The sequence below is a fragment of the Faecalibacterium duncaniae genome (assembly GCF_010509575.1).
Classification (GTDB): domain Bacteria; phylum Bacillota; class Clostridia; order Oscillospirales; family Ruminococcaceae; genus Faecalibacterium; species Faecalibacterium duncaniae.
The window spans coordinates 317,562-338,605 of record NZ_CP048437.1; the positions used below are offsets into that span (position 1 = coordinate 317,562).

Here is a 21,044-nt window from a genome sequence, read left to right on the forward strand (position 1 = left end):
GGGAAAATACTTGCATTTTCATTAAAACGGGTGTATTATAACACCTGCCGACGAAATGCCGACAATCAACAAGAGAGGGATCGATACTATTATGTCTTTGAAGAAGAAAATTGCTGCGGCTTTCATCGCCTGTGCGATGACGCTTGCCGTGGTTCCTTCCGCCTTCGCCTGCACGGCACTCTATGTCGGCAGCGACCTCACCGAGGATGGCACCACCATGTTTGGCCGGATCGAGGATCTGGGCACCAACGATTACAACAAGCTGTTCAACATCAGCCCCGCCGGGAAGCACACCGCGGGCGAGGTGTACGAGGGCTGCTACGGTTTTACCTACACCTTCACCCACGACAGCTACCGCTACACCGCCCGCCGGGACGACAACGGTCTGGGTGTCTGCCCGGACTGCGACAGCACCCACGAGCACACCCCCTATGAGGAGGCTGGCACCAACGAGAAGGGCGTCATGGTCTCTGCCACCGAGTCTCTCTACGGCACCGACGCCGTGCTGAGCGTAGACCCCTATGTGGACAACGGCATTGAGGAAGCCGAGATCACCACGGTGCTGCTGAGCGAAGCTTCCACGGCCCGCGAGGGTGTTGCCCTGCTGACCTCCATCTACGACAACGCCGGTGCAGCCGGCGGCTCCGGCGTGTTTATTGCCGACCAGAACGAGACCTGGTTCGTGGAGAACCTGACGGGCCACACCTGCCTTGCCCTGAAGCTCTCCTCCAGCGTGGTCTTCATGCAGCCCAACATCGCCGCTATGGGCAAGATCGATCTGGATGACACCGACCATGTGGTGGCCTCTGCCAACCTGATCTCCGTGGCCCAGAAGGCCGGTACCTTTGTGGGCGACGCCGCTGCCAATGTCATCGATCTGGATGCCTCCTACAACGGCGACATCGCATCGGACCGCATGGCAGCCGGCCTGAACTACCTGTACGGCACCGACACCTTTACAAAGGACAACTACAGTGAGACCGACTTTGCCATCAGCAACGTCGGCGAGAACGGTGCCATCGTCCCGGTCTACTCCAATATCCAGCTGACCAAGAAGTTCTCGGTGGAGGATTCCATCCACTTCTTTCAGACCGAGCCCATCGGCAAGACGGGCAATGTGGAGACTCATCTGTTCCAGGTGAGCGCCACCGGCGATCTGAACACCGCCATTACCGAGTGGACCGCTTTTGACGACGACGTGTACAACGCCTTCGTCCCTTACTATCCGATGCTGACCACCGACACCGCAGATGTCTACAAGGTCTCGGTCCATAAGGTCACCCGTTCCGACGAGCAGCCCACCGAGGGCGTCTGGTATCAGGATGCCAAGGGCCGCTACTATACCTACCCGGACGACTGGACCGACTCCTTCTACGGCGTGCGTGATGCCCTCTCCAACCTGCTGACCTACGGCAGCAATGGCAATCAGGTCACCGCAAAGGATCAGACTGCAGCCAAGGCCAGCTATGCCGCGCTCCAGCAGGAGATCATGGCCGATTACGCCGATATGAAGGCCGCCGTTGCCGCCGCCGACACGCTTGAGGCCAAGCAGGCTGCCGCCACCAACGCCAGCAATGCCATGAGCCAGAAGGTGTACAACACCACCCTGAAGATGTACAATAAGCTCCAGGCCAAGACGGCCGCCCGGGCATGGGTCAGCTCTCTGCTGCACTGAGGCTTTGCAGCGCCTGAGGCGTTTCCCATAAAACCGCAGCGCCCCCCGGTTTCCATGACAGGAAGCCGGGGGCGTTTTGTGTATGACTGCTCCTTGCAAACGCCGCCCATTCGTTCTATATGACAAGGCAAAACTGCCGGAATTCTATTTGCAGGAAGAAAATTTGGAGAAGATCATTGCGGAGATGGGGTAAAACACACTGGAAATTCACAAATAACGTATCATCGTTACTCTGAACGCTCTGTAATTTTGGCACCCGCCCAGGCTGCAATCAAGAACCCCCGCAAGTGATTGCGTGAGCGCTTGAAAAAGCACAAATAATGCAAGTGAACCGCCCCGGTTTCCGTAACAGGAAGCCGGGGGCGCTTTGTATCATTTGCTGAATCTGAAGGATCCGCTTGTAAAGTTGGGAAAAAAGGTGTAATACTTTTCCCCGCCTACGCGGGGGTTCTACATTGACAACCCTGCGCAAAAAGCAGATAATAGGTTTATCTTGAATACAGAGCGAGGGAAAGTATATGCTGTATTTTGAAAACGATTACTGCGAGGGTGCGCATCCGGCGATCTTACAGAAGCTGGTGGAGACCAACTTTGAAAAGGTCTCCGGCTACGGCACCGATCCCTATTGCGCCAGTGCGCGGGAGAAGATTCGCGCGGCGTGCGGCGCACCGGATGCCGATGTCTGGTTCATTTCGGGCGGCACCCAGAGCAACGCCATCGTCATTGCATCAATGCTGCGCCGCTGGGAGGGTGTGCTGGCCGCATCCACCGGCCATGTGGCCGCTCACGAGGCCGGTGCCATCGAGTTCACGGGCCACAAGGTCATCGGCCTGCCGCACACCAACGGCAAGCTGGATGCCGGGACGGTTGAGGACTGGTGCAGGACCTTCTATGCCGATGGCAATATGGACCACCTCGTGTTCCCGGGCATGGTGTACATCTCCCACCCGTCGGAGTACGGCACCCTGTACACCAAGGCAGAGCTGGAAGCGCTGTCCGCTGTCTGCCATAAGTACCACATGCCGCTGTTCATGGACGGTGCCCGTCTGGGCTATGGTCTGGCCGCCGAGGGCACCGATGTGACGCTGGCCGATGTGGCCCGCCTGACCGATGTGTTCTACATCGGCGGCACCAAGGTGGGTGCGCTCTGCGGCGAGGCAGTTGTGTTCCCCCACGGCGCACCGGCTCACTTTATGACCATGGTCAAGCAGCAGGGCGCTCTGCTGGCAAAGGGCCGTCTGCTGGGCATCCAGTTCGATGTGCTGTTCACCGATGACCTGTACCAGACCATCAGCAAAAATGCCATTGAGACCGCCGCCGTGCTCAAGAAGGGACTGGCCGAAAAGGGCTATTCGTTCTTCATGGATTCGCCCACGAATCAGGTGTTCATTGTGTTGTCCAACGAGCAGCTGGCCGCGCTGGAAGGCAAGGCCAAGTTCGGCTTCTGGGAGAAGTACGATGATACCCACACCGTTGTCCGCATTGCCACCAGCTGGGCCACCCGGATGGAAGAGGTGGAGCAGCTGCTGGAGCTGATGTAAGGGCACACCTGCCAAATGGCGGAGCGTCTCTTTGTGCAGGATGCAGATTGTATTTCCTGCGCGGATATGCTATTCTTAACTGGATAAAGACTGCACTTTGTGTACCGTGGAAGGATGGTTTGTATTATGGGCTTTTTTGACAAGCTTTTTGGCGGCAAGGCCGCATCCGAGACGAAATTTTCCGGCCAGAAGATGACGGTCATGCTTCCCATTGACGGCAAGGTGATCCCGCTGGAGCAGCTGCCCGACGAGACCTTTGCCTCTGCGATCCTGGGCCCCGGCTGCGGCGTGGAGCCCACCGGCGACACCGTTTATGCTCCCTTTGACGGCACCGTTACGCAGGTGCCCGAAAGCCTGCACGCCGTTGGTATGATGAGCGATGACGGCATTGAGCTGCTGATCCATGTCGGCATGGACACGGTGGAGATGAAGGGACAGGGCTTTACCTCCCTGACCAAAGAAGGGGCCAAGGTCAAGGCCGGCACCCCGCTGCTGAAGGTGGATCTGGAGGCCATCCGCGCCGCAGGCCACCCCACTGCAACGGCTCTCATCGTGACCAACAGTGATGACCTGCCGGAGATCAGTGTTGTTGCAAACGGCGATGCTGCCGCTGGCACGCCGGTGTTCAAGTTCAAGAAATAAGTAAGCAGATCCCCCGGAGGCAGAGTGCTTTCGGGGGATTTTTGCGGAGAAAAGTCGTACTTATTTGCAAAAAATGCTGGATTTTGCGCGATTTTCTCTTGCATTGCAGGGGGAGTTGTGCTAGAGTAGGCAAAGTGTGAGCCAAAAACCGGTACTGTGAGAGGAAAAGTATATGGAAACAAAAAAGAAGCACGAATTATCCCTTGCAAAACGCATGGCGATCTCTCTGGTCTGCGGCCTGGTGGCCGGTCTGGCCTTTATGTTCCTGCGGGAGCATCTGAACGCCAGCGGTCAGGCACAGACCTGGACCACCATCAACAACCTGCTGTTCCAGGATATCACCGCCGAGGGCGCTGAGCGTGCCTTTGGCATCTTCTACATCATCGGCCAGCTCTTCATCAAGGCGCTGCAGCTGGTGATCATCCCCATGGTCTTTACCTCCATTTCGCTGGCCATCGGCAGCATTGCAGACACCCGCACCATGGGCCGCATTTCCGCAAAGACCCTGTTCTGGTTCCTGCTGTGCTCCTTCCTGGCGCTGCTGCTGGCAGGCTGTGTGGGCTACGGCACCTACTCCATGGGCCTGTTCAACACCCGCATCGAGGGTCTGGCAGAAGCCAGCGGTTCCACCGGTTCCAACCCCCTGAACGTGGTGCTGAACATCATCCCCTCCAACATCATCACTGCCTTTGGCAGCAATGGCGCTGTGCTTTCCAGCGTGTTCCTGGCAGTGGCCATCGGCCTGAGCATGAACACCCTGGGCGAGAGCCGCACCGCGACCCTGCGCCGCCTGCTGGGCGAGGTCAACGATGTGGTGGTCGTGTTCCTGAACTTCATCGTCAGCAACTTTGCCCCCTTTGCGGTCTTTGTGCTGCTGACCCGTACCTTCGCCATCTACGGCATCGATTACCTCAAGCCCGCGCTGGTCTATGTGGTGGTCACGGTGGTCCTGCTGCTGGCCTTTCTGATCATTGCCTACCCGCTGGTCATTGCACTGGGGGCCAAGCTGGACCCTTTCACCTTCATCCGCAAGATCGCCAACGTGGCAGTGTTCAGCTTCTCCACCTCCTCCAGCGCCGCCACCCTGCCCCTGAACATCAAGGTGTGCGAGGAAGAGTTCGGCGTGGATGAGAGCATTGCTTCCTTCGTCCTGCCGCTGGGCATGACCATCAACATGGACGGCACCGCCATCATGCAGGTCATTGCCACCGTGTTCATTGCAGGCTGTGCCGGCTACACCGTCACCCCCGGCCAGCTGGTCGTGGTTGCCCTGCTGGCCCTGCTGGCATCTGTGGGCACCCCCGCCGCTCCCGGCGCTGGGGCTGTCATCCTGTTCACTATCCTGTCCGGCATGGGCTTCGTCAACGACGGCGCTCTGCTGGCCTACTCCCTGATCCTGGCTATCAACCGCCCCATCGAGATGCTGGTCACCTCTCTGAACGTGGTGGGTGATGCAGTTGCCAGCATCTGCGTTGCCAAGAGCGAGGGTCTGCTGAACGAGAAGACCTTCAATAAGTAACAATACGCCGTAACAGGCGCAGCAAAAACTCCCATGCACAGCATCTTCCGATGTGAGCATGGGAGTTTTTTGTGTGGTAGTATTTGTGGGAAGAGTGTGGTATACTCGGCTCAGTTCAACAACTCGGAATTTGAGAAGGTAAGTGAATGGGATACCACAATACAAGTACCAAGGAGGAATATGAGAATGTCGAAAGATGAGTATTTGATCACCGATGCGCCCCTCAAAGCGTTGACGGTTTTTGCAATGCCGATGATTCTTGGGAGTTTTTTTCAGCAAATATACAATATGGCCGACTCCATTATTGTCGGCCAGTTTGTTGGTTCTTCTGCACTTGCAGCTGTCGGTGCCTGTGCAGCATTGACCAATGTGTTCATTTGTGTGGCACTGGGAGCCGGCGTAGGTGCCGGTGTGCTGGTGAGCCGCTATTTCGGTGCCAAAGAATATGGCAAAATGAAAACCATTGTGTCAACGTCCTTGCTCAGCTTTTTGATTCTGAGCATTGTCCTTGGCGTTTTTGGCTTATGCTTTTCCCTCCCGATGATGCGGGGCTTGCAAACCCCTCCCGACATTCTGGATGAGGCGGTGCTGTATCTGCGGGTCTATTTTGCGGGCTTTCCGTTCTTGTTTATGTATAACATTCTCTCCAACATGTTCACCTCCATCGGTGAATCAAGAATTCCCTTGGCACTCCTGATTTTTTCTTCTGTCCTGAATATTTTTATGGACCTTTGGATGGTTGCTGGGCTTGGTCTGGGCGTGTTCGGTGCCGCTCTTGCAACCTTGATTGCCCAAGGCATTTCCGCCATATTTTCCTTTCTGATTTTTCTTCATCGGATGCGGCGATACGAGAGCCCATTTCAACGATTTGACTGGCGGGGGCTGCAATCCATGCTGCAAATTGCCGTGCCGTCGATTCTTCAGCAGTCTACGGTGTCCATCGGTATGCTGATTGTGCAGGCAGTTGTAAATCCATTCGGCACACAGGCGCTGGCAGGCTATTCGGCGACGATGCGAGTAGAGAATGTGTTCTCTTTGATTTTTGTCTCCATCGGCAATGCGGTTTCGCCGTTTGTTTCCCAAAACCTTGGCGCAGGCAAGCCCCAACGCATCAAAAAAGGGTACCACGCTGCACTGGTGCTGGATCTGTGCTTTGCAGCCATTGCGTTTGTGGTCATTGAAGCGCTGCACACGCAGATTTCCTCGCTGTTCTTGGGAAAAGACGGAACGGTGTTGGCCTATCAGGTGTCTGGTGATTATATGAGATGGCTTGGTTACTTTTTCATCTTCATGGGTATCAAGATGGCAACCGATGGAGTTCTTCGCGGTCTCGGAATTATGCGTCCGTTCCTCGTTGCAAACATGGTGAACCTTGCGATTCGTCTGTCCGTTGCCCTGATCTGTGCACCGCGTTTCGGCATTGCCTTTGTCTGGCTTGCTGTACCAGCTGGTTGGCTTGCGAACTTCTTAATCTCCTATGGGGCTCTCAGGAGATCATGGCCGACTGATAAAATGGCATCAACCAGATAACTTCGCGTTTGTGGAGCGAAGCAGAACAATGAAAGCCCCAGTGGGGCTTTTAAGCGACAGAACGGTCTTGCGTAGCAAGATGGAGGGGCCTCGCCCCGACAAGTTCGCGTTTGTGGAGCGAAGCGGAACAATAAAAGAGCAGTGCTTCCGGTGGGTGGACCCATTGGAGAGCACTGCTCTTTCTTTGTGGGAAAATTCAGCTGGCAGGAGCGTTACAGTGTGCCGTAGGGCGCGATGCCGATCATGTACTCAACACCAATGGCGACCAAAACGACCAATGTGGAGATGATGAAGCCGTGCAGCATGGGCTTTGCGCCGGAACGGCAGAGCGATTTAAAGTTCGTGTTCAGACCAATGGCCGCCAGGGCCGCGACCATCAGAAACTTGCTGATGGTCTTCAGGCCGGAAACCAGCCCGGCGGGCAGAAGGCCCAGACTGGTCAGCAGGGACATGGCAAGGAACGCAAGGATGAACCAGGGGAAAATGGAACGGATGCTCACCTTGACACCGTTGGCCTGGGCGCTCTCTTTCTTTTTCAGGTGCAGGTTGATGGCGGCAAAGACCAGAACAGCCGGAATGATCGCCAGCGTGCGGGTCAGCTTGACCATCGTTGCAAAGTCACCGGCTGCTTCACTGAAAGCGTAACCGGTGGCTACAACGCTCGAAGTATCATTGACCGCCGTACCGGCCCAGAGACCGAATGCGGCATCGGAAAGCCCAAGCCACCGGCCAAGAAGCGGGAACACAACGATCATCACCGTATCGAACAGGAAGGTGGCGGACATACCGTAGGCGATGTCCATGTCATCGGCCTCGATCACCGGTGCAATGGCGGCAATGGCAGAGCCGCCGCAGATGCCGGTTCCAGCGTTGATCAGGCTGCTGGTTTTCCAGTTGAGCCCGAGCGCTTTGCCGATCAGCGCGCCCAGCCCAAAGCAGGTGGCCAGGGTGAAGAGCATGACCGTCAGCGAAAAACGGCCCACGGTCAGCACGGTGCGGATGTTCAGGCTGGCACCCAGAAGGACAATGGCGAATTTCAGGACCTTCTTAGAGGTGAATTTGATGCCCGGCGCGGTTGTTTTGTTGGGCTGGAAAAACGCATTGATGGCCATGCCGATAAACAGGGCGATGACCGATGCGCCAATGAGGTGGAGCCCGGCGCTGCTTTCCAGCGTTTCCAGCCACTTGGCGATGCAGGCGATGCCCAGTGCCAGCGCGGCTCCGGGGATCAGGGCGGTGATCTTCTTTGACATTCGTTGGGTTTCCTTTCTTTTGCATGTTACGCGGAAATAAAAACAAGCGAAAACCACCGGCAGAACCGGTGGTTTATTGCTGGAGAAAAGGGCGCTCAGAACGAGCCGCCGGAGGAGCCGCCAAAGCCATCGCTGTCCACGGAGGAGCCGCCGGAGCTGCTGCTCTCCTCGTGGGGCGGGTCGTAGACCTGCACACGGTCGGTGTGGGTGTAGTTGTCCACCTGCACCCGCAGCTTTAAGCCTGCACCGATGTAATCGTTGGCTTCGGTCTTGAGCCGGGCTGTTTTCATCTGGCTGTACAGCACGCCGCAGACGATACCGGCAATGATCATGGGTACGCCGATGACGATGAGGAGCAGGATGGGCCAGCCGCTGGTGTCGTTGTCAACATCCAGAGGTTCGCCGTGCTCAGCGTAGAAATCCAGCGTGTCGGCGCACATGGAGAGGTACTCGGAGGCGGCCTCGGCCCAGTCGTCGTCCGAGAGATAGGGGACAACGGTATCTTCGATCTGCTCGATGCGGTAATCGGTAAAGGCTGTCACGCCGCCGCCGTAGGTGATGGTGACATACTTGCGGGAGCCGACTGCCAGCAGGAAGAGGATGCCGCTCTGTTCAGAGCCGCTGCCCAGACCGTTGGCAAGGTAGTAATCTTTGGCGTACTGGCGCTGGTCGGCATCGCCGATGCTGTCCACCACCAGAAAATATACGTCGCAGTCGTGGCCGTCGCTGGCGGCTTCGGCAGAGGCTTCCAGCTGGCTGTAAGTATCCGCATCGAACAGGCCCATCTCGTCCCGCACCAGCGGTGCGGCGGCAAAGGCGGGGATGCTCAGGCAGAGCGCCAGCACCAGTGCGGCCAGCAGGGCGGCAAAGCGTTTTGCAGTGTGTTTCATTCTGCCACCCCCCTTATAACAACAGCAGGAACGCCAGCACTGCCATCAGGGGCAGGCTGATGCCCGCAAACCACGCGGCCACCCGGCTCTTGTCCACCGGCAGGTCGCCGATGAGCCGCCCGGTCTGCCCGTTCATGGCGAACAGGAAATCCTTGTCCTTCCACCGGGTGTGGAGCATCCAGACCGGCAGCAGGGCGTAGTGGGCGTGGGTCATATCCACGTTGATGTTCTCGGAAATGGGGTGGATCTCGCTGTAGCCGCCGGTGGTGGCGTGGAGCGCATCGGCCGTGGAGTTGTACATCCGACGGTAGGCGCGCTCGGCGCAGGCATCGGCATCCTCGTCATACCGGTCGGCCAGATAGCCGGGCAGGTAGGCCGTGGAGAAGGGCTTCAGGTCGCCGTAATCAAAGGGCTCAATGGCATCCATGTGGGTGTTGGGCATCTTGCTGGAGCCATCCACCGGCACCTTGGTAAAGTCGGCCGAGCCCTCGCGGCGTACATCGTAGTGCTGGGTGGTGGTCACCATGTAATCGCCCTCGCGGTGGCTCTCGGAGTTCTGGCCCTCGTACCGGCCGCGCGCGTCGGCCTTGGCATCGTAGAGCCAGAAGGGGACATATACGCCCTGGATCTCTGCGATGTGGTTCTGGCTCTTGAACGCCTTGGGCAGGAAGGCCTTGCCCTTGTAATATCTGGTCAGCTGGGCAATGGCGGCCTTTTTGTCCAGCTTGAAGGGCAGGATGTATTCCGGCTTCAGCTTGCCGGAGAGCTTGCCGCCCAGCACTGTGGGATTGCCGCAGTAGGGGCAGGTGGTGGCGGCGGTGGTCTCGTCACAGACCAGCTCGGCCCCGCAGGTGGGGCAGGAGTAGCTGTTCAGGCCCTCCGCCTCGGCCTCGCTCCACACCGGACTGTCCTGCCGGGGCAGGCGGGCGGCTTTTTTGGCATCGCCCTCGGCGGCAGTGTCGGCAGCGGCCTGCTTTTTGGCGTAGCGGGCCTCGATGTCCTTTACGTCGTAGGCCGAGCCGCAGTAATCGCAGACCAGCTTGCCGCTGGCACCATCGTAGTGCAGGGGGCCGGTACAGGCCGGGCACTGATAATTCGTTGTCTTTTCAGCCATGCGTCAGACCCCTCTCAGGCCCCAAAGGGCTTGCCGCACTCGGGGCAGAACTTGGGCGGGTTGGCTGGGTCGGCGGGCACAAAGCCGCAGTTGGCGCACTTGGCGGCGGGCCGGGGTCTGCCGCACTCCGAGCAGAATTTGCCGCTGTTCTTTGCACCGCAGCTGCACACCCAGACAGCCGGGGCTTCGGGCCGGGGCTTGCCGCATTCGGCACAGAACTTGCCCGTGTTGCCGGTGTGGCCGCAGCTGCAGGTCCAGCCAGCGGCTGGTGCGGCCTGAGGCTGCGCGGCGGTCTGCTGGCCGCCCATCTGGTAGAGATCCCGGGCGTTGACACCGCCCGCTGCAGCGGCCTGGTTCATCCCCATAAAGGCCATGGCGGGACCGGCGGCGGTGTTGGAGGCGGCAGTCTGCATGGCGGAGGCCTGTGCACCCACCAGATGCGCGGCGGCGCGGGTGGGGTCCATAAAGGCCGCACTGCGCTGCAGCTCCTTGATCATCTGCTCGTCCTCTTCGCTGGCCTTGACACCGGAAACGCCCAGAGAGACGATCTCGATGCCGCGCAGCCTGCTCCACTTGGCGCTCAGCTCCTGATTCAGGGCCTCGGCCAGCTCGGCGGTGTGGCCGGGCAGGGCGGAGTAGCGGATGCCCTGCTCGCTGATCCGGGCAAAGGCGGGTTGCAGGGCGGTCATCAGCTCGGTCTTGAGCTGGCCGTCCAGCGCGTCGCGGGTGTAGGCGTTTTCCACATTGCCGCAGACATTGGTGTAAAACAGGATGGGGTTGACCACCCGGTAGCTGTATTCGCCGAAGCACCGGATGCCGATGTCGATATCGATGCCGGCGCGCTGGTCCACCACCCGGAAAGGCACCGGGTTGGGGGTGCCGTACTTGTTGCCGGTGAGTTCCCGGGTATTGATATAATAGATGCGCTGGTCGGAACCGGCCTGCCCGCCAAAGCTGAACCGCTTGCCCAGCTCGGCAAACACGCTGTCGATGTTCTTCAGCCCGCCGCTGAGCAGGGAGGGCTGGGTGCCGGTGCTGTAGGTGTACTCGCCGGGCTCAGCACAGAGGTCCACCACCTTGCCCTGCTCCACGATCAGCACGCACTGGCCGTCGGCCACGGCGATCACAGAGCCGTCCGAGATGACGTTTTCGCTGCCGTGCCGGTTGGCGGAGCGGCCATTGGTCCGCTTCTGGCCCTTGACGGCCAGCACCTCCGCAGGCAGAGCGTCACAATAAAAATATTCCTTCCACTGGTCGCCCATCACGCCGGATGCTGCGCCCATGGCTGCTTTGATGAGACCCATAACTTCAATCTCCTTTTGTGCCGGGCAGTGTCCCAAAACGGGGAATGGCTCCCCCGGGCGCTGCGAAATTTGGGACAAGTATAACATAATCCGGAAAATTGTAAAAGCGATTTGGCAAAAAGGCGAAAGAAAAACTTGTTCTTGCTTTTTTGCCCCGGCGGGTGTACAATACCCTACGAAAAACAAAACACAGGGGAGCTCGTGAGGCGGGCTGAGAGGAAGTAACCAAACTTCGACCCTTGACCTGATGCGGATAATGCCGCCGTAGGAAGTCATAGGAAAATGATTTTTTGCAGGAGGCACCGCTGTGGTGTCTCCTGTTTTTTGTTGCCGCAAGCCGCCGCAACGGGCGGCTCCGGGCTGAGGGGGAGCGCCCTGAGCCTTGAAATAACTGCGATGGGAAGCCGTGTTCCGGCGTGAGAGGAGGCCAGCAAGCCTCGACCGCTTTTTGAGAAAGAGGAGTTTCCAATGAAAAAATTCTCTGTGAAAAAGCTGGCTCTCGCTGGAATGTTCTGCGCCCTGTGCGTGGTTGGCAGTGTGTTCAGCTTCCCGATGTTCGGCAGCAAGTGCGCCCCCGTGCAGCACATGGTCAATGTGCTCTGCGCCGTGCTGCTGGGTCCCTGGTGGGGCGTGGGCGTGGCCTTTGTGGCTTCGCTGCTCCGCAATATCCTGGGTCTGGGCAGCCTGATGGCCTTCCCGGGCAGCATGTTTGGTGCCCTGCTCTGCGGCCTGGTCTACGCAAAGACCAAAAACCTGATCGCCACCCTGGTGGGCGAGGTGTTCGGCACCAGCATTCTGGGCGGCCTGTGTGCTTACCCGGTGGCCATCTGCCTGATGGGCAAGAGCGCCGGTGACATCGCGTTCTATGCCTACATCGTGCCCTTCCTCATCTCCACCGCTGTGGGTGCGGTTATTGCGGGTGTGCTGGTGTACAGCCTGCAGCACTCCGGTGCCCTGCGCTCCATGCAGAGCAGCCTTTCCTGACGGGGGTGCGTCATGTTTGCAGAGCAGTTTGCCAATGTCCGCACCAAAAGCCCCCTGATTCATAATATCACCAACTACGTCACCGTGAACGACTGCGCCAATATGGTGCTGGCCTGCGGTGCTTCGCCCATTATGGCCGACGATGCTGCCGAGGTGGAGGATATCACCACCATCTGCGGCGGGCTGAACATCAACATCGGCACCCTGAACAGCCGCACCATTGAATCCATGCTCAAGGCAGGCAGAAAGGCCAATGCACTGGGCCACCCCGTGGTGCTGGACCCCGTGGGCGCAGGCGCTTCCGCCCTGCGCACCGGGACGGCCTACCGCCTGCTGGACGAGGTGCGGTTCACGGTCATCCGGGGCAACATCTCCGAGGTAAAGACACTGGCTTCCGGCGCGGGCACCACCAAGGGCGTGGATGCCGATGTGGCCGACAGGGTCACCGAGGAAAATCTGGACGGCGCGGTGGCCTTTGCCAAGGCATTTGCCGCAAAGACCGGTGCCGTTGTGGCCATTACCGGTGCCATTGACATCGTGGCCGATGGGGCAAAAGCCTACTGCATCCGCAACGGCCACCCGATGATGAGCGCCATCACCGGCACGGGCTGCCAGCTCTCTGCCCTGACGGCGGCCTTTATCACCGCCAACCCCGGCCAGCCGCTGGAGGCTGCTGCTGCCGCCGTCTGCGCCATGGGCCTTGCGGGCGAGATCGCCCATGCACGGCTGACCCCGCTGGACGGCAACGCCACCTACCGCAATTACATCATTGATGCCATTTATCATATGACTCCGGCTCAGCTGGAAGAGGGTGCCAAGTATGAAGTGCGCTGAAGAATATATGCGGCTCTACGCCGTCACCGACCGTGCCTGGGTGGGCGGTCAGACCCTCTATCAGCAGGTGGAGAGCGCCCTGAAGGGCGGCGTGACCTGTGTTCAGCTGCGGGAAAAGGAGCTGGACGAGGAAGCCTTCCTGAAGGAGGCGTTTGAGCTCCACGACCTGTGCAAAAAATACAATGTGCCCTTTTTCATCAACGATAACGTGGACATTGCCATCCGCTGCCACGCCGAGGGCATCCATGTGGGGCAGGAGGATATGGCCGCTGCTCAGGTGCGCCAGCGCGTGGGCGATGAGATGATGATCGGCGTATCTGTCCACAGCGTGGAGGAGGCCCTGGAGGCCGTCCGGCATGGTGCCGACTGTCTGGGCGTGGGTGCAGCTTTCTCTACCCACACCAAGGCAGACGTGGACGTTCTGCCCGAGGGCATGATGAAAGCCATCTGCGATGCCGTGGACATCCCCGTTGTGGCCATCGGCGGCATCCACAAGGAGAACCTGCTCCGGCTCAAGGGCACCGGCGTGAACGGTGTGGCCCTTGTCAGTGCGATCTTCGGCGCGGAGGATATTGAGGCCGAGTGCAGGGAGCTGAAGGCACTGGCGGAGCAGCTGTAAGGCGGCTCGCCCTCTCAGTCATCGCTGGCGCGATGCCAGCTCCCCCAAAGGGGAAGCCAATTGCGCACAGAGGAAAGGCTGCGCAAAAACCTATTTCCGGTACGTTCAGCGCGCAAAGCGCTGTTCAAGATAAAAGAAACATTTGGAGGAAAGTACCATGCAGAACTACACCACACAGATGGACGCTGCCCGCAAGGGCATCGTCACGCCGGAAATGGAGATCGTGGCCAAAAAGGAATACCGCACCACGGAGGAGATCCGTCAGCTGGTGGCTGAGGGCAAGGTGGCCATTCCCGCCAATAAGCACCACACCTGCCTGAACCCCGAGGGCATCGGCTCCATGCTGCGCACCAAGATCAACGTGAACCTGGGCGTTTCCCGCGACTGCAAGGATTACAACGTGGAGATGGAAAAGGTGATGAGCGCCGTCAATATGGGCGCGGAAGCTATCATGGACCTGTCCAGCCACGGCAACACCCAGCCCTTCCGCCAGAAGCTGACCCACGAGTGCCCCGTGATGATCGGCACTGTGCCCGTGTACGATTCCGTCATCCACTATCAGCGCGACCTTGCTACCCTGACCGCGCAGGACTTCATCGACGTGGTGCGCCTGCATGCTGAGGACGGCGTGGACTTTGTCACCCTGCACTGCGGCATCACCCGCAAGACCATCGACCAGATCCGCACCCACAAGCGGAAGATGAACATCGTCAGCCGCGGCGGCTCTCTGGTGTTCGCCTGGATGAGCATGACCGGCAACGAGAACCCCTTCTACGAGCACTTTGACGAGATCTGTGAGATCTGCGCCGAGCACGACGTGACCATCTCGCTGGGCGATGCCTGCCGCCCCGGCTGCCTGGCCGATGCCACCGATGTCTGCCAGATCGAAGAGCTGGTGCGTCTGGGCGAGCTGACCAAGCGCGCCTGGGCACACAACGTGCAGGTCATGGTGGAGGGCCCGGGCCATGTGCCCCTGAATCAGGTGGCTGCCAACATGGAGGTGCAGAAGAGCATCTGCATGGGCGCTCCCTTCTATGTGCTGGGACCCCTCGTTACCGACATTGCCCCCGGTTATGACCACATCACGGCTGCCATCGGCGGTGCCGTTGCCGCCATGAGCGGTGCGGCTTTCCTGTGCTATGTCACCCCCGCCGAGCATCTGGCTCTGCCCAACGTGGACGATGTGAAGCAGGGCATCGTGGCCTCCAAGATCGCCGCCCATGCGGCCGATATCGCCAAGGGCATCCCCCATGCCCGGGATATCGACGACAAGATGGGCGATGCCCGCCGCGTGCTGGACTGGGATGCCCAGTTCGCCTGCGCTCTCGACCCCGAGACCGCCAAGGCCATCCGGGATGCCCGCCTGCCCGAGGATGACCACAGCGACACCTGCTCCATGTGCGGCAAGTTCTGCGCCGTCCGCAGCATGAACAAGGCACTGGCCGGGGAATACATCGACATCCTGTAACACAGCGTTTTCTTCCTTCTCAGCCGTCCGGTTTTGCTCGCCGGGCGGCTTTTTTGCTTGTCTCTGGGCGGGGAACAGGTTTCCTGCTTTACAGAAAAGGGAAAGCATTGTAAAATAGATGGGTAAGTAATAAAATATCCGGCGGGAAGCCCCTGCCTGAGAACGAGGAATAAAAATCATGGCAAGATCGAATATCCGGGTGCTGGCTCTGGACTTGGACGGCACCCTGACCAATGACGAAAAGATCGTTACCCCCCGCACCCGCGCGGCGCTGGATGCCGCCGCCGCACAGGGCGTGACCATCGTGCTGGCCTCCGGCCGCCCCACAGCGGGCATTCTGCCGCTGGCAAAGGAGCTGGGGCTGGACAAAAAGGGCGGCTGTGTGCTGGCCTACAACGGCGGCAAGATCGTGGACTGCGTGACCGGCGAGGCCCTGTATCAGGTGCAGCTGGGAGCGGAGTTCGTCCCGGAGCTCTGCGAATTTGCAGCCCGGCAGGATGTGGCCATCCTGACCTATAACAGCGAGGGCATCGTGTGTGAGCGGGATCAGGACGTGTGGGCAAACAAGGAGTGCTTTACCACAAAGCTGCCGATGCTCCATGTGGATGATCTGGCCTCCTATGTGGACTATCCGATCTGCAAAATGCTCATCACCCTTGACCCTGCCCGGCGGGATGCTGTCTGTGCCGCCGGAAAGGAGCAGTTTGCGGGCCGTATCGACCTGTACCCCTCCAGCCCCTTCTTCATCGAGGCCGTGCCGCTGGGCGTGGCAAAGGACAGGAGCCTTGCCGCCCTGCTGGAACGGATGGGCCTGACCCGGGAGAACCTGATGGCCTGCGGCGACGGCCTGAACGACCGCTCCATGATCTCCTATGCCGGGGTGGGCGTTGCCATGCAGAATGCCGAGGATGCCGTCAAGGCTGTGGCCGATTACGTCACCGCCGCCGACAACAACCACGACGGCGTGGCCGAGGCCATCGAAAAATTTATCCTGAACTGAGAGGAACACAAACAACAATGCCACGCAATCTGGTTTTATTTGATCTGGAATGGAACATCGGCTATAAGCCGTATAACTTTAATTATCATGGCGTGCAGCAGACCTTCCGGGGCGAGATCATCGAGATCGGCGCGGTGAAGATCGACGAGGATGCCAACGTGCTGGATACCTTCTCCATCCACCTGCGGCCCCGCATTTTCCGCACCCTGCAGCACCACATCGCCAAGGTGACGGGCCTGACCCAGGCCGACCTGGACCGGGGCGAGCCCATCGTGCAGGGGCTGCGCCGCTTTATGCAGTGGTGCGGCCCGGATGCCGAGTTTGCCGAGTGGGGCATGGATGACGTGCCGGTGCTCAAGCAGAACCTTTTCCTCTGCAATCTGGACGAGAGCCGCCCCACCCAGTGGTATGATCTGCAGCAGATCTTCCTGCGGGAGCACCCCCGCAAGGAGGGCGAGGGCATGACGCTGGAAAGCGTTGTGACCCGGATGGGCATCCCGATGGAGCGCCCGTTCCACGATGCCCTGTCCGATACCCTTTACACCGCCGATGTCTGCCGCAAGCTTGACCTGCGGGCGGGTCTGGCGGCCTACCCCACCGAGGAGGAATCCCTGCGGGCGAGCCTCTGCCCCGCCCCCGGCGATTACCGGGACTTCCGGGTGTTCCGCGGCTATGTGGAGCAGTCCACCTGGCGCAGCGACCCAAAGATCATCACTGCCAGCTGCCCGGTGTGCGGCGGGGATCTGCAGCCGGATGATATCTGGCTGAAAAAGGGCAACAGCGGCTGGTATACCCTGTCGGTCTGCCCTGCCTGCGCCGGTACCGGCAATGAGGTTGGAAAGGGCGTATTCCAGCGCTATAAGCTGGCCCGGCGGGACGGCCTGCACTGGAGCTTTGCCCGCTGCGTCCAGATCCCGGACGAAGCCGGGCTTGCCCGCTGGGAGCGGATGCGCGCCCAGCAGATCGAGCGGATGCAGGCACGGGCCGAAAAGGCCGCCGCTGAAGCCGCCGGAAAAGCATAAAGATTCCCGCCCTGTGCAGGAAAGGCCCCCGCAGTCTCGTAGTATAGATGATATGACAAAAAAAGCTCGTATTTTGTTCACGGGCGTGTCATAGAAACCGGATATACTAAAGAAAAATGAGAGGGAAGGAACACGCGGGATGGAAATGACGATGATAGGCTGGCTCCACCAGCTGGGAACGCTGGAATTCTGGAAGGCCCTGCTGGAAGGCTTTGGCGGCCTTGGCCCCATTGCGCCCGTGATCCTTGCGATGGTGGAATCCTTTTTTCCGCCGCTGCCGCTCATCGCCATTGTGGCGCTGAATGTTGCGGCCCACGGGGGCCTTCTGGGCTTTGTGTACAGCTGGGCCGGGGTGATGCTGGGCGGCACTGTGATGTTCCTGCTCTGGCGGCGTGTCGTCAAGCGTTTTTTCTGGAAATTTGCCCGCCGCTCGGCCAAGCTGCAAAAGGCGGAGCAATGGGTCAGCCGGTTCGACACCGCGTCCCTGTTCATGCTGTCGCTCCTGCCCTTTACGCCCTCGTCCTTTATGCACTTTGCCTTTGGCATCTCTGATTTTGACGAGAAGCGCTACCTTGTCACCATGCTGCTGGGCAAGGGCGTGATGGTGGCCATGATGGCCCTTTTCGGGCAGTCGCTGGTGTCTGCCATGAAGAACCCGTTCTACCTCGTGCTTGCCATCGCCATCTGGGCTGGAATGTACTTTGCCAGCAGGCACTTTTGTAAAAAGCACGAGATCGATTGAATCGGCGCAGAGCTGCCGCTGAAATGCCAGCGCCTGCGTTCTGCTTGACTTCTCCCCCTGGCCCGGCTATAATACAGATGTATCAGGAAAAATGCGTTTACCCGGGCAGAGTAGCGCAAAGGTGAGCTGGACAGAGAGAACGGGCCGTTGGCTGGGAGCCTGTTTGCAGCAGCGTGTGTGAAGTGCGCCCGGACAGCACGCCGCGGGAAACCTGCTGGGGAGTATCGCGGCGCGGCAGCCGCCGTTATCGGCTTTGAGCGACAAACAGAAGTGGAACCGCGATTTTGAAAACCGCCTTCGATGTGATATGGGAGATTGTATCACATCGGGGGCTTTTTTACTTCTCTGTTTTCGTAAGTCAACGAAGCGAGACTGAGAGGTTCTGCTGCGGCTTTTGTTTGCCCTACAAGAAGGAGAGTTCTTATGCAGATTTTCAACACCCTGACCCGCCAGAAGGAAGAGTTTGTGCCGCAGGTGCCCGGCGAATACCGCATCTATGTCTGCGGCCCCACCGTTTACAACTATATCCACATCGGCAACGCCCGCCCGCTGATCGTGTTCGATACCCTGCGCCGCTATCTGGAATACCGCGGCAACAAGGTCATCTATGTCTCCAACATCACCGATATTGATGACAAGCTCATCAAGAAGGGCCAGGAGGAGGGCACCTCCATGAAGGAAGTGGCCCAGCGCTTTGAGGCCGAGTATCTCAAGGATGCCGCTGGTCTGAACTGCAAAAAGCCCACCGTCCAGCCCCGTGCAACGGAGCACATCCAGCAGATCCTGGACATCGTCAAGGACCTGATCGATTCCGGCCACGCCTACGTTGCCAAGAACGGGGATGTCTACTTCCGCGTCAAGAGCGACCCGGAGTACGGCAAACTGAGCCACCTCAAGCTGGACGATCTGGAGAGCGGCAATCGCGAGCTGCGCAGCCAGATGGAGGATGACCTGAAGGAAGACCCCGCCGATTTCGCCGTCTGGAAGGCTGCCAAGCCCGGCGAGCCCGCCTGGGAAAGCCCCTATGGCATGGGCCGCCCCGGCTGGCATATCGAGTGCAGCGCCATGAGCCGCACCCATCTGGGCAAGACCATCGACTTGCACTGCGGCGGTCAGGATCTGATCTTCCCCCACCACGAGAACGAGATCGCCCAGAGCGAGTGCGCCAACGGCTGCGAGTTTGCCCACTACTGGATGCACAACGGCTTCATCAACGTGGATAATCAGAAGATGTCCAAGAGCCTGCACAACTTCTTCACCGTCCGCGATGTGGCAGACCTCTACGGCTACGAGCCCATCCGCTATTTCATGCTGACCGCAGGCTACCGGATGCCCCTGAACTACACCGTGGACCTCATTGAGAGCTGCAAGAACAGCCTGGAGCGCCTTTACACCTGCCGCGAGAACCTCGATTTTGCCCTGAGCAAGACCGCGTTCGGTACCGATGAGACCCTGACCGCCAAGGCAGACGAGGCCCGCGCCAAGTTCTGCAAGGCCATGGACGATGACCTGAACACCCCCGATGCGCTGGCTGCCGTGTTCGATCTGGTCAAGGAGATCAACACCCTGTCCGCTGCCTCCTCCAAGGCTGCGCTGGAGGCTGCCGCCAAGGCATTCGATGAGATCACCGGCGTGCTGGGCCTGATGTACAACCGCAAGAAGGACGAGGTGCCCGCCGAGGTGACGGAGCTGGTGGAAAAGCGCGCCGCCGCCAAGAAGGCCAAGGACTGGGCCGCTGCGGATGCCATCCGCGCACAGCTCACCGAGATGGGCTGGGCTGTCAAAGATACCGCCCAGGGCCCGCAGCTGAGCAAAATTTAACTTGAATCCCGTTATTGACCTGTACGGTACAATGCGGTAAAATGAGGGTGCGGGAACACTGTGCTGTGTGTTCCACGCACCCTTATTTTTGCATGATACAAGAACCTATATAAAAGGAGGTCTTTGGCTGATGAAAATCAAACGGCTGATCTCATTGCTGCTGGCGGCAGTGTTCGCCCTGAGTGCGGCGGCCACCCCGGCGCTGGCGGCTTCGGCGGGCAGCGAACTGCCTGACCTGACCACCGCAGGCGTGGATGAGAACAACAGCGTTGTCTCGATCCGCCTGACCGCAGACGGGGATCTGACCTATGGCTCCCCCTTTACCCTGAGCGTCCAGACCACCCCGGCAGATACCCAGTATATCGGCGTGGTGATGGGCACCAGCGGCGAAGCGCAGGGCTATGTGACCCTGATCCTTTCGGGCAAGATCCGCACCCTGCTCAAGATGATCCCCCTGCCGAAAAAGATGTCGGCGAACCCTGAGCAGGAAGAGGAATTCAACATCTACGCCTACATCAAGCAGCTGATCGACGGCAACGACGTGAGCGTGCTGCTGCGGGTGGCTGATGAAGTGGTCTCTGTGATGGATGTCCTGAAATTCTACATCCCCACGCTGAAGGATGTCTCCACCGGCATGAAGCTGTCGCTGGAGCTCATCCGCAAATATCTGCCCGAGGGCATGTTCAGCCGCATCTATCTGGACGAGCAGCCTACGGAAGCCGGCAGCTATGTGGGCGGCGCTGTGGCGCTGGAATCCGGTGATGTGAACACCGCCGGTATGGCGTTCTTCCGCATCAAGCCCAAGAGTGCGGGGGTGCGTGTCTACTGGGCGCAGGAGCTCCCCGCCAGCATGACTGCGGCGGAAGCCCAGAACTACAACGTCACCGCAGTGGTCGAAAGCGACGGCCAGGTGATCGAGGGCGGCAAGGTGACCTACACCTATAAAAAGAAGAGCGGTCTCTTCGATTTCCTGGGTACGACCCAGAGCGGGTTCCCCACCGAGCCCGGCGAGTATGTCCAGACGGCCAAGGCCGCCGGAAACTACTCCAGCAGCGAGATCAGCCGGACCATCGTGATCCAGTAATC

Annotated in this window: 18 protein-coding genes and 1 riboswitch; of the genes, 14 read left to right on the plus strand and 4 right to left on the minus strand. The window is 59.3% G+C overall.

Features of this window, described 5'->3' with window-relative positions; translation table 11 throughout:
- Positions 1–91 precede the first annotated feature (91 nt).
- The 5 genes from GXM22_RS01410 (at position 92) to GXM22_RS01430 (ending at position 6,907) form a co-directional block, all read left to right on the plus strand.
- Positions 92–1,675 carry a C69 family dipeptidase gene (locus tag GXM22_RS01410; protein ID WP_242962849.1) on the plus strand — a complete coding sequence of 528 codons (1,584 nt, stop codon included), beginning with the start codon at positions 92–94 and terminating at the stop codon, positions 1,673–1,675.
- A gap of 518 nt (positions 1,676–2,193) precedes the next feature.
- Entirely contained in the window at positions 2,194–3,216 is a 1,023-nt protein-coding gene (locus tag GXM22_RS01415; RefSeq protein ID WP_005930152.1) for a threonine aldolase family protein, read from the plus strand.
- Positions 3,217–3,342: 126 nt separating this feature from the next.
- Positions 3,343–3,858 carry a PTS sugar transporter subunit IIA gene (locus GXM22_RS01420; RefSeq protein ID WP_035393390.1) on the plus strand — a complete coding sequence of 172 codons (516 nt, stop codon included), beginning with the start codon at positions 3,343–3,345 and terminating at the stop codon, positions 3,856–3,858.
- A gap of 172 nt (positions 3,859–4,030) precedes the next feature.
- Complete coding sequence (locus tag GXM22_RS01425; protein WP_005930148.1) at positions 4,031–5,377, plus strand: dicarboxylate/amino acid:cation symporter; 1,347 nt, start codon at positions 4,031–4,033, stop codon at positions 5,375–5,377.
- Between the two features lie 186 nt (positions 5,378–5,563).
- A complete protein-coding gene (locus GXM22_RS01430; protein WP_035393388.1) occupies positions 5,564–6,907 on the plus strand; it encodes an MATE family efflux transporter in 1,344 nt (447 codons plus the stop codon).
- A 212-nt stretch (positions 6,908–7,119) separates the two neighbouring features.
- On the opposite strand, the gene GXM22_RS01435 is transcribed toward GXM22_RS01430, so the two are convergent.
- From GXM22_RS01435 to GXM22_RS01450, 4 genes are all read right to left on the minus strand, one after another.
- Positions 7,120–8,160 (minus strand): YeiH family protein, encoded by a 1,041-nt coding sequence (locus tag GXM22_RS01435; protein WP_005930142.1) that lies wholly within the window; start codon positions 8,158–8,160, stop codon positions 7,120–7,122.
- A gap of 95 nt (positions 8,161–8,255) precedes the next feature.
- Entirely contained in the window at positions 8,256–9,050 is a 795-nt protein-coding gene (locus tag GXM22_RS01440) for a TPM domain-containing protein (RefSeq protein ID WP_005930139.1), read from the minus strand.
- Positions 9,051–9,063: 13 nt separating this feature from the next.
- Positions 9,064–10,164, minus strand: coding sequence for a Trm112 family protein (locus GXM22_RS01445; protein ID WP_005930134.1), 1,101 nt, complete (start codon positions 10,162–10,164; stop codon positions 9,064–9,066).
- 14 nt (positions 10,165–10,178) lie between these two features.
- On the minus strand, positions 10,179–11,468 hold the full coding sequence (locus GXM22_RS01450) for an SPFH domain-containing protein (protein ID WP_005930131.1): 1,290 nt from the start codon (positions 11,466–11,468) through the stop codon (positions 10,179–10,181).
- 181 nt (positions 11,469–11,649) lie between these two features.
- Positions 11,650–11,756: riboswitch (TPP riboswitch) on the plus strand.
- A gap of 180 nt (positions 11,757–11,936) precedes the next feature.
- On the opposite strand from GXM22_RS01450, the gene thiW reads away from it, so the two are divergent.
- The 9 genes from thiW to GXM22_RS01495 all read left to right on the plus strand — a co-directional run bounded on the left by thiW (position 11,937) and on the right by GXM22_RS01495 (position 21,042).
- A complete protein-coding gene (gene thiW / locus GXM22_RS01455; protein ID WP_005930128.1) occupies positions 11,937–12,452 on the plus strand; it encodes an energy coupling factor transporter S component ThiW in 516 nt (171 codons plus the stop codon).
- 12 nt (positions 12,453–12,464) lie between these two features.
- Positions 12,465–13,286 carry a hydroxyethylthiazole kinase gene (thiM, locus tag GXM22_RS01460; RefSeq protein ID WP_005930125.1) on the plus strand — a complete coding sequence of 274 codons (822 nt, stop codon included), beginning with the start codon at positions 12,465–12,467 and terminating at the stop codon, positions 13,284–13,286.
- Entirely contained in the window at positions 13,273–13,905 is a 633-nt protein-coding gene (thiE, locus tag GXM22_RS01465) for a thiamine phosphate synthase (protein ID WP_005930122.1), read from the plus strand. Before thiM ends, thiE begins: the two co-directional genes overlap by 14 nt.
- Positions 13,906–14,062: 157 nt before the next feature.
- Positions 14,063–15,373, plus strand: a complete 1,311-nt coding sequence (thiC, locus tag GXM22_RS01470; RefSeq protein WP_005930119.1) for a phosphomethylpyrimidine synthase ThiC — start codon at positions 14,063–14,065, stop codon at positions 15,371–15,373.
- Positions 15,374–15,551: 178 nt separating this feature from the next.
- Positions 15,552–16,373: a Cof-type HAD-IIB family hydrolase gene (locus GXM22_RS01475; protein ID WP_005930117.1), complete on the plus strand. Its 822-nt coding sequence runs from the start codon at positions 15,552–15,554 to the stop codon at positions 16,371–16,373.
- A gap of 17 nt (positions 16,374–16,390) precedes the next feature.
- On the plus strand, positions 16,391–17,395 hold the full coding sequence (locus tag GXM22_RS01480; protein ID WP_099357252.1) for a 3'-5' exonuclease: 1,005 nt from the start codon (positions 16,391–16,393) through the stop codon (positions 17,393–17,395).
- Positions 17,396–17,534: 139 nt separating this feature from the next.
- Positions 17,535–18,137 (plus strand): TVP38/TMEM64 family protein, encoded by a 603-nt coding sequence (locus GXM22_RS01485; RefSeq protein WP_005930106.1) that lies wholly within the window; start codon positions 17,535–17,537, stop codon positions 18,135–18,137.
- A 423-nt stretch (positions 18,138–18,560) separates the two neighbouring features.
- The gene (cysS, locus tag GXM22_RS01490; RefSeq protein ID WP_005930099.1) at positions 18,561–19,958 is read left to right on the plus strand and encodes a cysteine--tRNA ligase; all 1,398 of its coding nucleotides are present in this window, start codon (positions 18,561–18,563) and stop codon (positions 19,956–19,958) included.
- A gap of 130 nt (positions 19,959–20,088) precedes the next feature.
- Positions 20,089–21,042: a hypothetical protein gene (locus tag GXM22_RS01495; protein WP_005930096.1), complete on the plus strand. Its 954-nt coding sequence runs from the start codon at positions 20,089–20,091 to the stop codon at positions 21,040–21,042.
- Positions 21,043–21,044: the final 2 nt, after the last annotated feature.

Excerpts from the sequence above, each read along its gene's own strand:
- GXM22_RS01480 (WP_099357252.1), top strand. The coding sequence starts at position 16,391 with ATGCCACGCAATCTGGTTTTATTTGATCTGGAATGGAACATCGGCTAT.
- GXM22_RS01415 (WP_005930152.1), top strand. The coding sequence starts at position 2,194 with ATGCTGTATTTTGAAAACGATTACTGCGAGGGTGCGCATCCGGCGATC.
- GXM22_RS01450 (WP_005930131.1), bottom strand. The coding sequence starts at position 11,468 with ATGGGTCTCATCAAAGCAGCCATGGGCGCAGCATCCGGCGTGATGGGC.
- GXM22_RS01475 (WP_005930117.1), top strand. The coding sequence starts at position 15,552 with ATGGCAAGATCGAATATCCGGGTGCTGGCTCTGGACTTGGACGGCACC.
- GXM22_RS01435 (WP_005930142.1), bottom strand. The coding sequence starts at position 8,160 with ATGTCAAAGAAGATCACCGCCCTGATCCCCGGAGCCGCGCTGGCACTG.
- GXM22_RS01430 (WP_035393388.1), top strand. The coding sequence starts at position 5,564 with ATGTCGAAAGATGAGTATTTGATCACCGATGCGCCCCTCAAAGCGTTG.
- thiE (WP_005930122.1), top strand. The coding sequence starts at position 13,273 with ATGAAGTGCGCTGAAGAATATATGCGGCTCTACGCCGTCACCGACCGT.
- GXM22_RS01425 (WP_005930148.1), top strand. The coding sequence starts at position 4,031 with ATGGAAACAAAAAAGAAGCACGAATTATCCCTTGCAAAACGCATGGCG.
- GXM22_RS01420 (WP_035393390.1), top strand. The coding sequence starts at position 3,343 with ATGGGCTTTTTTGACAAGCTTTTTGGCGGCAAGGCCGCATCCGAGACG.
- thiM (WP_005930125.1), top strand. The coding sequence starts at position 12,465 with ATGTTTGCAGAGCAGTTTGCCAATGTCCGCACCAAAAGCCCCCTGATT.
- cysS (WP_005930099.1), top strand. The coding sequence starts at position 18,561 with ATGCAGATTTTCAACACCCTGACCCGCCAGAAGGAAGAGTTTGTGCCG.
- GXM22_RS01445 (WP_005930134.1), bottom strand. The coding sequence starts at position 10,164 with ATGGCTGAAAAGACAACGAATTATCAGTGCCCGGCCTGTACCGGCCCC.
- GXM22_RS01495 (WP_005930096.1), top strand. The coding sequence starts at position 20,089 with ATGAAAATCAAACGGCTGATCTCATTGCTGCTGGCGGCAGTGTTCGCC.
- GXM22_RS01485 (WP_005930106.1), top strand. The coding sequence starts at position 17,535 with ATGGAAATGACGATGATAGGCTGGCTCCACCAGCTGGGAACGCTGGAA.
- GXM22_RS01410 (WP_242962849.1), top strand. The coding sequence starts at position 92 with ATGTCTTTGAAGAAGAAAATTGCTGCGGCTTTCATCGCCTGTGCGATG.
- thiW (WP_005930128.1), top strand. The coding sequence starts at position 11,937 with ATGAAAAAATTCTCTGTGAAAAAGCTGGCTCTCGCTGGAATGTTCTGC.
- thiC (WP_005930119.1), top strand. The coding sequence starts at position 14,063 with ATGCAGAACTACACCACACAGATGGACGCTGCCCGCAAGGGCATCGTC.
- GXM22_RS01440 (WP_005930139.1), bottom strand. The coding sequence starts at position 9,050 with ATGAAACACACTGCAAAACGCTTTGCCGCCCTGCTGGCCGCACTGGTG.